This is a genomic window from Streptomyces sp. NRRL B-1140 (assembly GCF_001280065.1).
GTDB lineage: Bacteria > Actinomycetota > Actinomycetes > Streptomycetales > Streptomycetaceae > Streptomyces.
This window is the reverse complement of the sequence record NZ_LGEA01000014.1, coordinates 194,077-205,394: the sequence shown is the minus strand read 5'-3', so window position 1 is coordinate 205,394 and position 11,318 is coordinate 194,077. Positions and strand designations below refer to the sequence as shown.

Below are 11,318 nucleotides of genomic sequence, written 5' to 3'. Positions count from 1 at the left end.
ATCTGGCGTTGACTTTTGGCACGCTGTTGAGTTCTCAAGGAACGGTCGCTTCCTTTGTACTCACCCTCTCGGGCTTTCCTCCGGGCGCTTCCCTTCGGTGTTCCAAACTCTATCAGGGTTTTTCCGGCCCTCCGACCACCGTCCTGCAGGCATGCAGAAGGCGATCCAGAGATAGGATCTGACAAGTTGGTTGCCGCCCGGCCAGGACGCAAGCTTGCGTCGCTCAGCCCCAGGCAGGAGTACGACTGTACACGCGGCCGCGGAGCCGGTGCAAATCGCTTTGAGGTATGGTCTAGACCACTTCGGAGTGCTCACGCGGAACCGGCACTTCAGGTGACATACGCTGCTGAACAGCGTGCCGCCCCGGTACCTACAGGGGCGGCCCCATCGATCTCCACCCCTGGGAGGCTTCCCATGACCACCGTGACGTCCCCGCTCGCAGGACGCGTTATCGGACTTGCGGCAGTGCCGGATCCTGTGTTCTCCGGGGCCATGGTCGGCCCGGGCACAGCGATCGATCCCGTACGTGAGCCTTCCGAGGCCGTCTCGCCCGTGGATGGCGTCATCGTCTCTCTGCATCCGCACGCCTTCGTCGTCGTCGACGAGAACGGACACGGCGTGCTCACCCACCTCGGCATCGACACCGTGCAGCTCAACGGCGAGGGTTTCGAACTGCTCGTGAACAAGGGCGACACCGTCAGGCGCGGGCAGGGTGTCGTCCGCTGGAACCCGGGAGCCGTCGAGGCCGCCGGCAAGTCCGCGGTCTGCCCAGTCGTGGCGTTGGAGGCCACGGCCGAAGCTCTCTCCGATCTTCGCGACAACGGCGATGTGAAGGCCGGCGACAGTCTCTTCCTCTGGAAGTGACGCCAGTGCCGTCCTGTGACGGCGAGTACGACAACCACCGCGGCGGCGGTGTCCGCCGCTCTATCGGAGACGGGTGAGATGGAGACAACGTTGCGAGGCGTCGGGGTGAGCCACGGTGTGGCCATCGGCGAGGTTCGGCACATGGGAACGGCGGTGCTCGAGCCGCCCGCGAAGCAGATACCGGCGGAGGAGGCGGAGCGTGAACAGGGGCGCGCCCGCAAGGCCGTCGAGGCGGTGGCTGCGGACCTGATGGCGCGGGGCAACCTGGCCGGTGGCGAAGCCCAGGCGGTGCTCGAGGCGCAGGCCATGATGGCTCAGGACCCCGAGCTGCTCGCCGACGTGGAGCGGCGGATCGCCGTCGGCAGCACCGCGGAGCGTGGGGTGTACGACGCGTTCGCCTCCTACCGCGAGCTGCTGGCGGGAGCCGGTGAGTACCTCGCCGGTCGCGTGGCCGACCTCGACGATGTCCGGAACCGTATCGTCGCCCGGCTGCTGGGCGTGCCGATGCCGGGCGTCCCCGACAGCGACGAGCCCTACGTCCTGGTCGCCCGCGACCTCGCGCCGGCCGACACCGCGCTGCTCGACCCGACTCTGGTGCTCGGCTTCGTCACGGAAGAGGGCGGGCCTACCAGCCACAGCGCGATCCTCGCCCGGGCGCTCGGGGTGCCGGCCGTGGTGGCGCTGCCGGGTGCCGGTGAGCTCGCCGAGGGCACGATGATCGCCGTCGACGGCAGCACGGGAGAGATCTTCGTGGACCCGAGCGACGAGAAGAAGGCACAGCTGGAGGCAGCGGCAGCCGAGCGGAAGGCCGCGTTGGCCGCCTCCACCGGGCCCGGTGCCACGGCGGACGGCCACAAGGTGCCGTTGCTGGCGAACATCGGCGGGCCGGCTGACGTGGCGGCCGCCGTGGAGGCCGGCGCCGAGGGCGTGGGTCTGTTCCGTACGGAGTTCCTCTTCCTGGACGACAGCAAGCAAGCCCCCTCGGAAGAGAAGCAGGTCGCCGCGTACCGGCAGGTGCTCGAGGCGTTCCCCGAGGGGCGTGTCGTGGTGCGGGTGCTGGACGCGGGTGCGGACAAGCCGCTGGACTTCCTCACGCCGGCCGACGAGCCGAACCCGGCGCTCGGCGTGCGGGGTCTGCGGACGCTGCTCGACCACCCGGAGATCCTGCGCACTCAGCTGACCGCGCTCGCCAAGGCCGCGGAAGGGCTGCCGGTCTACCTCGAGGTCATGGCCCCGATGGTGGCGGACCGCACGGATGCCCGGGCTTTCGCGGACGCCTGCCGTGAGGCGGGGCTGCGGGCCAAGTTCGGCGCGATGGTGGAGATCCCGTCGGCCGCGCTGCGGGCTCGCTCGATCCTCCAGGAGGTCGAGTTCCTGTCGCTGGGGACGAACGACCTCGCCCAGTACACCTTTGCCGCCGACCGTCAGGTGGGTGCGGTGTCCCGTCTGCAGGATCCCTGGCAGCCCGCCCTGCTCGACTTGGTGGAGCTGTCCGCCGAGGCGGCCAAGGCCGAGGGCAAGAGCTGCGGAGTCTGTGGTGAGGCCGCGTCCGACCCGCTGCTCGCGTGTGTGCTGACCGGTCTGGGTGTCACCTCCCTGTCGATGGGTGCCGCGTCGATTCCTTACGTCCGGGCGACGCTGGCGAAGTACACGCTGGCGCAGTGCGAACGTGCGGCCGCGGCGGCGCGGGCGACGGACAGTGCCGAGGACGCGCGCAGTGCGGCGCAGGCGGTGTTGTCGGGCGAGTAGGCCTGGCCGGACCGTCGGCGGGTTTCCCGGGAGGGGCGCTCCACTGAGGTGGGGCGCCCCTCGCTCGTTCAGTGCCGGTGCCCCTGAGTCGGGTTCTCCTCCCCAAGGTCGGGCGGCGTGCAGTAGTCGACGTTGGATTCCGGGGAGATCAGGTCTCCGGATTCGACGTCGGTGCAGTAGGCGTCGAAGACCTCTCCTGCGGTGAGGGGTTCGAGTCCGTAGGAGCGCATGCGCCAGCCGTAGACGCGGTCGGGTGTGCCCGGGGCGGTGGTGCGGATGACGAGTCCACCGGGGCTTTCGGTGGCCAGGCCGAGGGCCAGGACCGTGGTGAACTCGAGGGCTTCGGTTTCGTCCAGTTCCGGCGCGGCCCTGTCGCCGGTGATGTGGAGGGCGGCGACGAGGGTCTCGGGCGGTCCTGTGACACTGCAGACGAGGTGGCGGTCGCCCGGTGACGCCGTGTCGAGGATGCGGACGAGGAGCTCTGCGGCTCGGGTGAAGGCGGCGCGTCCGATGTCCTCGCCGCAGGAGGTGCAGGCGCCGAGACGGGCGAGGAGGGTGGTCGCGTACTCCCAGGTGGCCTGCCGGACGGCCTCGTCGACGAGGGCGGGGAGCAGGTCGGCCAGGGGGCGGCCGTCGTAGGGGAGGGTCGGGCCTGTCGCCGCGATCTGTGCGGTGAAGCGTGAGCGGCTCGACGGTGTGTCCGGGTCCAGGTCCTTGCGTGTGCAGAAGTCGGCGTACTCCTCGGGGTCGAAGAGGGCGACCGTGGTGTGGCTGCCCTGCAGGGCCCTGGCCCTGAGCAGGGCCTCCACGTGTTTCAGATAGGTCGCGTGGTCGTCGAAGGTGAAGCTGCGGTAGCGCCGCATGGCCCGGAAGTCGTGATCGTCGGTCAGCAGGCCGATGGTGCCGGCGATTTCGCGGTGCAGGACACGGCGTTTGATCCGGTTGTCGGTGTGCGTCATGGTTCCCCCTGTGCACGGTCGATCAATGCTCACTCACAGTAACCGGCAGCACTGACAGTGAGGGGCGAATCGGTGATCGTGCGCTCGCCAAGGGGCGGAAGGCGCAGGTCACAGGCGCTTTCGCTGCAGCCTGCGCCGTGAGCTCTGGTGACAGGGAGTCGCCCGGGGGGGGCGGTTTCAGGCGCGTTTGCGGGCCAGCTCCTCGTAGAAGTCCAGCAGGCCGAGATCGTCGATGGAGCCGGGGTTGACCGCCTTGTCCAGCGGGGTGCCCTGGAGGAGGCGTTTGACGGGGACCTCGATGCGCTTGCCGGTCAGGGTGTGCGGGACGCCGGGTACTTCGATGATCTCGTCGGGGACGTGGCGCGGCGACAGTTGCTCACGGATCGTCTGCTTGATGCGGTTCAGCAGGGCCTCGTCGAGGACGGCCCCGGGGGCCAGGTGCACGAAGAGGGGCATCCAGTAACCGCCGTCGGGCTGCTCGATGCCGAGGACGAGGGATTCCTTGATCTCGGGGAGCCTCTCGACGGCTTCGTAGATGTCGGCGGACCCCATGCGGACGCCTTGGCGGTTGAGCGTGGAGTCGGAACGGCCGTGGATGACGACGGATCCACGGGAGGTGAGGGTGATCCAGTCCCCGTGCCGCCACACGCCGGGGTAGGTGTCGAAGTAACTGTCGTGGTAGCGGCTGCCGTCGGGGTCGTTCCAGAAGTGGATGGGCATCGACGGCATGGGGTTGGTGACGACGAGTTCGCCGACCTCGTCCACGAGGGGGCTGCCGCTGGGGTCCCAGGACTGCAGGTCGGTACCGAGGCAGGGGGCCTGGAGCTCGCCGACGTGGACCGGGAGGGTCGGTACGGCTCCGGCGAAGCACGAGCACACGTCGGTGCCGCCGCTGACGGAGGCGATCCACAGGTCGTCGCGGACCTCGTCGTGGAGCCAGCGGAATCCGTCGGGGGGCAGGGGCGAGCCGGTGGTGGCGACGCACTGCACGGCGGAGAGGTCGAAGTCCCGGGACGGGTGCACGTCGGCCTTGCGGCAGGCCATGACGTAGGCGGCGGAGGTGCCGTAGAGGGTGGCCTTCGTGCGTTCGGCGATCCGCCACTGGGCGCCGGTGTCGGGGTACCCGGGGCTGCCGTCGTAGAGGACGATCGTGGTGCCGGTGAGCAGGCCGGAGACGAGGAAGTTCCACATCATCCAGCCGGTCGAGGTGTACCAGAAGAAGCGGTCTTCGGGGCCGAGGTCGCAGTGCAGGCCGAGCTGCTTGAGGTGCTCGACGAGGATTCCGCCCTGGGACTGGACGATGGCCTTGGGCAGTCCGGTCGTACCGGAGGAGTAGAGCACCCACAGGGGGTGGTCGAAGGGCACCTGCTCGAAGACGGGGTCCGTGTCGGCGGAGGTGAGGGCCGACCACTCCAGGGCGCCCTCGGGTGCCTCGGTGCCCAGGAGCGGGATGTGGATCACCGCCCGCAGGGTGGGGAGTTCGCGGCGGAGTTCGGTGACGACCTCGCGTCGGTCGTGTTCCTTGCCGCCGTAGCGGTAGCCGTCGACGGTGAAGAGCACGACGGGTTCGACCTGCTGGAAGCGGTCGAGGACGCTGCGGGCGCCGAAGTCGGGCGCGCAGGAGGTCCAGACGCCGCCGACCGCGGCCGTGGCGAGGAGGGCGACCACCGCCTGCGGGACGTTCGGGAGGTAGCCGCTGACCCGGTCGCCGGGGCGCACGCCGAGGGCGCGCAGTTCGGCGGCCAGGGAGCCGACCTGGCGGCGCAGCTCGGCCCAGGTGACGGGGCGTGGTTCGTGGGTCTCGTCGACGTGCAGGAGGGCCGGTTCGTCGGCGCGGGTGGCGGAGGCGCGCAGGGCGTGTTCGGCGTAGTTCAGGGTCGCGCCGGGGAACCACTCTGCGCCGGGCATCGTGCGATCGCCGAGCACGCGCGCGTAGGGCTGCGAGAAACGGACGTCGAACCACTCGGTGACGGCTTTCCAGAAGGTGTCCAGCTCGTCGACGGACCAGCGCTGCAGGGCCGCGTAGCCACCCTCGGCGGGGGCGCCGTGGTGCTCGGCTGCCCAGGCCTGGAATCTGGTGATCCGCGCGCGGGCGATGCGCTCGGGATCGGGCTGCCAGAGCGGCTGGGGACTGATGGTCGACATGGTCGGCTCCCGGACTGTGCGCGTCGTGTGCGTCCTCCGCGCACGGGCTGGGGTGTGCGCGTGAGCGGCTGGCACGGACAATGCCATGTGATCGACTTCGGCACCAGGGTGCGCCCCACATAGTCCGTGTCGTGAAGATGTGGTCCTGGCACGGGTGAACGGCAGTTGAACGACACGCCCGCGTGGGGCCGTCAGTGGCAGGGTGAGCAGCATGAACGGTCGTGACCTGGTGCGTTCGGTGAAAGCGGTGGCTTCGGTGGGGGCGGCGCAGGGTGTGCGTACCGTACGAGCAGCGTGGCGCAGGCACCGGGCCGACGCCACCGGGCTGCCGGTGCGAGGGGCGGAGCGTGCGCGGGTGCCCGGGCCCGTGGTGGACGCGGAGCCCGGGCCGGGGGGCGGTGTCGTCCGGTTCGGCCGGTCGGAGCTGCGGATTCTGGTCGCCATGAACGGGGCGGTGTTCTGGGGCTGGGACGGGGCGGGGCCCGAACCGTCCTACGCGCTGGCCGGACGCTGTCCGGAGCCGGATCCGCGGGCGGTCCTGGAGCCGGACAAGGACGGCGGCTGGCGTGTGGTGGCCGAGCGGGTGACGGTCGTGGTCTCGCGGCACGGCGCGGTGGAGGTGCGGACTCCGGGCGGGGTCACCCTGCGGCGGGATCTGCCGCCGCGGTGGTGGGAGCCGGTCGGCGGTGGCCCGGCGCGGTGGATGCAGCGGTCGGAGGTGGGCTCCGACGCACGGTTCTTCGGGCTCGGAGGGCGTGCCTCGGGTCCTCGGCTGCCGGACGGGACGTACCGGCTGTGGAACTCGGACCCCGGCCCTGCCTTCGTGCCCGGGGAGGATCCGCTGTACGTCACGATGCCGGTGCAGTTGGTGGTGTCCGACGGCGGTACGCATCTGGCGTTCCACGACAGCTCGTGGGACGGCACGGTGACGCTGTGCGAGGGCGAGGAGGGCGCGGGTTCGGGGCACGACCGTGCCGGAACGAGCGAGCTGCGGATGGACGGTGGTCCCCTGCGTTGCTGGGTGATGGTGGGCACCCCCGCGCGCGTGCTGCTCGCGTGGGCGTCGCTCACCGGGGCGCCCGCGTTGCCGCCCGCGTGGGCCCTTGGCCACCATCACGCACGGTGGGGGTCCGGCGGCGAGCAGGAGGTGCGACGGATCGTCGCGGGCTACCTGGAGCACGGTCTGCCGCTGGACGCCGTGCACCTGGACACCGACCACCTCGACGCGCATCAGGTGTTCACCGTCGACCAGGAGCGCTTCCCCAAGCTGCCCGTGCTGGCCGAGGAGCTCCGGCGGGAGGGCATCCGGCTGGTGTCGGTCGTCGTGCCGGGCGTGAAGGCCCTGCCGGGCCGTGCCGTGTACGACTCCGGGGTGGCCGAGGACGCGTTCGTGCGGTACGCCTCCGGGGAGGTGGTGGAGGGTGTCATGTGGCCCGGGGAGGTGGTTTTCCCCGACTTCACGCACGCGCGCGTGCGTGCGTGGTGGGGCGCTCTGTACGAGGAGCGGCTCGCCCAGGGCTTTTCGGGTTTCTGGCACGACATGAACGAACCCACGTCGTTCACCGCCTTCGGGGAGTCGACGCTGCCGCGCTCGGCTCGCCACTGCCTGGAGGGGCGGGGTGGTGACCATCGTGAGGCGCACAACGTGTACGCGCTGTGCATGGCCAGGGCGGGCTTCGAAGGGTTGCGGAGGCTCGCGCCCGGGGAGCGGCCGTTCCTGTTCTCCCGTTCCGGGTGGGCCGGCATGCAGCGCTACGGAGGGACGTGGTCGGGGGACGTCGCCACCGGCTGGCCGGGGTTGCGGGCGTCCTTGGCGCTGGTCATGGGGCTCGGTCTGTGCGGCGTTCCGTACTCGGGGCCGGACGTCGGGGGATCCGACAAGGTTCCGTCCCCCGAGCTGTACCTGCGCCGGCTCCAGCTGGGCGCGTATCTGCCGCTGTTCCGTACGCACGCGGGTCTGCGGGCGGGGCGCAGGGAACCGTGGGAGTTCGGGGAGGAGGTGCTGGAGCACGCGCGCGCGGCGCTCGTCGAACGCCGGCGGCTGCTGCCGTACTTCATGACGCTGGCGCATCTGGCGCGGCGGACCGGAGCGCCCTACGTGCGGCCTCTGTGGTGGGCGGCGCCGGAGGAGCGGGCGCTGCGTGACTGCGAGGACGCCTTCCTCCTCGGTGATGCCCTTCTGGTGGCGCCGGTGCTGGACCCGGGTGTGGGGCGGCGTGCCGTGCGGTTGCCTCGGGGGCGCTGGTACGACGTCGCGACGGGGCAGGCGTACGAGGGGCCGGGGCAGGTGCTGGTCGACGCGCCGCTGTCGCGTATCCCGGTGTTCGCGCGCGCGGGCGCCGTGCTTCCGGTCCGTGGGGACGACGGGGGGCTGGAGTTGGAGGTGTGGGCGCCCGCCCGGGGGCAGGCCGGGGGCGGGCTCGTCGTGCCGGACGGGGGCGAGGGGTGGCAGGAGCCGGAGATCGAGCGCTACACCGCTCGGTGGGCGGGCTCCCGGGTGGTCGTGGAGCGGGTGGGTGAGGACGGCGGGGGTGCGCCGCCCTACCCGGTACGGGTTCGCGGGGCCGGGGGGCCGTGAGCTCCGCGGGGCCCTGGGAGCCCCTGGGGTCAGATGTACCGGCCCTCGAACCAGGCCCGGACGGCCAAGGTGTGCAGGGGGAAGGCCAGTTCCTCGGGCCTGCGCAGGAGGTGCCAGCCCTCCGTCTCGTCCGTGGCCGTGGAGGAGGGCAGGCTCTCGGCCGGGCGTTCCGGGAGGAGGCCGAACAGCAGCAGGTGCCCGTCGGGCGAGCTCATCGCGTCGACGAGTCGTACGTCCCGGCCGGCCGCGTCGATGCCGGTTTCCTCCCTCAGTTCGCGTATGACGGCCTGCCGCCAGTCCTCGCGGTCGTCGATGTAGCCGCCGGGCAGGGCGATGCCCCCGCGCGCGGGGGCGATGGTTCGGGTGATGACGACCAGGGCGGTGCCCTTGGTGTCGTACACCGGCTGGAGGGCCACCGCGACCGGGAGCGGGTTGCGGTAGGCCACAGCCCCGCACACCGGGCAGGTGCGGGGCCAGCCGGTGATGCCCTCTCCGTAGGGCGCGCCACAGCTCGAACAGTGGGAGTTCGGTGCGGAGTTGGAAGCGGAGTGCTGAGTTTCGGACACGCGGCGGACTGTAGCCGATCCCGCGGAGTGCGCCATGAGCAGGCTGCTCAGTGAGCGCCGGTGAGCGACTTCCTGGCCACCGGGAAGTCGAAGTACGTGTCCGGATAGGCCTCGGGCTTGAAGGTGTAGTGCCACCATTCCTCCGACAGGTTCACGAAGCCGAGGCCTTCGAGAGTGTCCTTGAGGAGCAGCCGATTGGCGCGCTGTCGGCCCTGGATGCGGGGGTCGAGGGTGTGCGAGAGGGTGTCGAAGCAGTCGAAGCCGGTCCCCATGTCGATCGAGTTGTCCGGGAACCGCACGCCCTGGGGCGCGAAGCACGGCACGAGGGGCTCTCCGGGGTGGTAGGGCCGGGCCGGCTTCGCCGGAAGCCTGACGAGGGTGACGTCGAGGGTCGAACCGCGGCTGTGGCCGGATTTCGCCGCGATGTACCCGTCGGCGAACAGTCGCGCCTTGTCGACGTTCGGGTAGAACTCGCCCTTAGTCGTCTGCTCGTCGAGGTCCTCGGCCCAGCGGACGAAGTGGTTCACCGCGCGCTGGGGGCGGTAGCAGTCGTAGACCTTGAGTGTGTAGCCCTGGCGCAGGAGCTTGCGCTGGGCCTTGCGGAGGGCTTCGGCGGCGGGGCGGGTGAGGATGCAGAGAGGCTGCTTGTAACCGTCGACGCGCTCGCCCACGAAGTTGTGCGGGGTGACGTAGCGCATCTCCTGCAGGATCGTCGGATCCACGCTGCTCAGCGCAACGAAGTCCTTCGGCGCCTTGGGATCGGTGGCGGCCGGGGCGGGGGCGGTTGATGCCAGCAGGGCGGCGATCGCGGCGGTGAGGGCACGTACCACGGTGGTGAGTCGTGTCATGCCCTTGCGTCTATCAGGAGAGCCGACGCCGGGGGAAGGACGGCATGCGACAGGCAACCGGCTACCGGCTACCGCCGCAGGGGAGTCGCCTCTAGGTTCACGAACGGTGATCGAGTGGTGATCCTGCGTCTGCGTCAGCAGCCGCGTGTGCGCCCGTGTCGGAGTCGGAGTACTGCGGGCCGACGGGTCGTATGAGGCGGGCAGGGGTGCCCCAGGCACCGGGCCGCAGGGCACGTCCGCGGCGGCCACGGCCCCGCGGATCTCCTGCGGTTGAGAAACCGCCAGGTCAGGTGAATCCTGGACACTAGCAAGCGAGGAGTCAGGTGCGGCTGGTCTTTTGCCCCCCGGCGGGGTCCAGCGCAGGCCGGACACCATCATCCAAGCCTCGCGCGGCTCATCCGGGCTCGCGCGGGTCCGGACCAGATCTGAACAACGACCCGACCGGGCGCCGCCGGACCGAGCAACCGGCCCGCCGGCCCGGCGCCAGCCCGGTGACCGTCCGACGGCCGTCAACCGTTGCGGTCGGCGACCTTGACGCCCTTTTGGGTGCCGGTGAACACTTCCGGTGTCAGTCGACATCGCCGTACACAGTCGGCGCATTCCGGCACTGCGGCGCGAGAGCGCGCCTGCGCCAAGGGCCCATTCCCCCACGGGTGATTCGGCTGCGACGGCACGCTCGTCACGGATGCCGGGCGGGGCGCGGACGTCTCCCTGTCTTCGGCTGAAGTAGCCACGGGAAACGCACCCTGCAGGTGAGGACCGGGGCGGCTCGTCCCGGGCCAAGGCTGAGGAGCAGCCATGACCAACGGAGACATTTTCTTCGGCGAGATGATCGGCACGGCGATTCTGATTCTCTTCGGTGCCGGCGTGTGTGCCGCCGTCACCCTCAGATTCTCGAAAGCCCGGGCCTCCGGCTGGATCGTGATCACGTTCGGCTGGGGTTTCGGCGTTCTGGCCGGCGCGTACACCGCCGCTCCCCTCTCCGGAGGAGTCATCAACCCGGCCGTCACTTTCGGCCTCGCCGTCGACACAGGGGTGTGGAGCAAGGTCTGGGTGTACCTCCTGGGCCAGATCACCGGCGCCATGATCGGGGCGGTCCTGTGCTACCTCGTGTACTACGCGCAGTTCGCCGCGAACGTGCGGAAGACGGGCACCACGGAGGGCACGGCGGACGAACCGGTTCCGACGCTCGGGATCTTCTCCACGATCCCCGAGATCCGGAACCCGATCGCCAACCTGGTCACGGAGATCCTCGCCACCATCGCCCTGGTGCTGCCCATCCTGGCCCTGGTCGGCCAGGACAGGCATGTGGAAGGCGTCGGCATCGGCCTGATTCCCGGCGGCGGCGGCATCTACGGTTCCGGTATCGCGATCCTGCTGGTGTCCCTCCTGGTCGTAGGTATCGGCCTGTCCCTGGGCGGTCCCACCGGGTACGCCATCAACCCGGCGCGTGACCTCGGCCCGCGCATCATCCACTCCATCCTGCCGATCCCGAACAAGGGCACGTCCGACTGGGGCTACTCGTGGATCCCCGTCGTCGGACCACTGATCGGCGGACTGCTGGGTGGCGTCATCTACAACGCAGCCTTCTGAGACAGCCGAAGGGGTA

At 70.5% G+C, this 11,318-nt stretch carries 8 protein-coding genes; 4 read left to right on the top strand and 4 right to left on the bottom strand.

The annotated features are described in order from the left end of the window. Nucleotides 1-414: 414 nt before the first annotated feature. Both ADK65_RS04065 and ptsP read left to right on the top strand, forming a co-directional pair. Nucleotides 415-864, top strand: coding sequence for a PTS sugar transporter subunit IIA (locus ADK65_RS04065; RefSeq protein ID WP_053668393.1), 450 nt, complete (start codon nucleotides 415-417; stop codon nucleotides 862-864). Nucleotides 865-942: 78 nt separating this feature from the next. Continuing rightward, nucleotides 943-2,613 (top strand): phosphoenolpyruvate--protein phosphotransferase, encoded by a 1,671-nt coding sequence (ptsP, locus tag ADK65_RS04060; protein WP_053668392.1) that lies wholly within the window; start codon nucleotides 943-945, stop codon nucleotides 2,611-2,613. A gap of 68 nt (nucleotides 2,614-2,681) precedes the next feature. Here the strand turns inward: ptsP and ADK65_RS04055 are convergent, their stop codons facing one another. Both ADK65_RS04055 and ADK65_RS04050 read right to left on the bottom strand, forming a co-directional pair. Next, nucleotides 2,682-3,572 (bottom strand): hypothetical protein, encoded by an 891-nt coding sequence (locus ADK65_RS04055; protein ID WP_053668391.1) that lies wholly within the window; start codon nucleotides 3,570-3,572, stop codon nucleotides 2,682-2,684. Between the two features lie 177 nt (nucleotides 3,573-3,749). Beyond that, a complete protein-coding gene (locus tag ADK65_RS04050; protein WP_053668390.1) occupies nucleotides 3,750-5,717 on the bottom strand; it encodes an acetoacetate--CoA ligase in 1,968 nt (655 codons plus the stop codon). Nucleotides 5,718-5,928: 211 nt separating this feature from the next. On the opposite strand from ADK65_RS04050, the gene ADK65_RS04045 reads away from it, so the two are divergent. After that, on the top strand, nucleotides 5,929-8,295 hold the full coding sequence (locus ADK65_RS04045) for a TIM-barrel domain-containing protein (protein WP_053668389.1): 2,367 nt from the start codon (nucleotides 5,929-5,931) through the stop codon (nucleotides 8,293-8,295). Nucleotides 8,296-8,324: 29 nt separating this feature from the next. Here ADK65_RS04045 and ADK65_RS04040 read toward each other — a convergent pair whose 3' ends face one another. Together ADK65_RS04040 and ADK65_RS04035 are read right to left on the bottom strand one after the other, a co-directional pair. Beyond that, nucleotides 8,325-8,861 (bottom strand): NUDIX domain-containing protein, encoded by a 537-nt coding sequence (locus ADK65_RS04040; RefSeq protein ID WP_053668388.1) that lies wholly within the window; start codon nucleotides 8,859-8,861, stop codon nucleotides 8,325-8,327. Nucleotides 8,862-8,908: 47 nt separating this feature from the next. Then, complete coding sequence (locus ADK65_RS04035) at nucleotides 8,909-9,709, bottom strand: M15 family metallopeptidase (RefSeq protein ID WP_053668387.1); 801 nt, start codon at nucleotides 9,707-9,709, stop codon at nucleotides 8,909-8,911. A gap of 798 nt (nucleotides 9,710-10,507) precedes the next feature. On the opposite strand from ADK65_RS04035, the gene ADK65_RS04030 reads away from it, so the two are divergent. Then, nucleotides 10,508-11,302, top strand: coding sequence for an MIP/aquaporin family protein (locus ADK65_RS04030; RefSeq protein ID WP_053668386.1), 795 nt, complete (start codon nucleotides 10,508-10,510; stop codon nucleotides 11,300-11,302). Nucleotides 11,303-11,318: the final 16 nt, after the last annotated feature.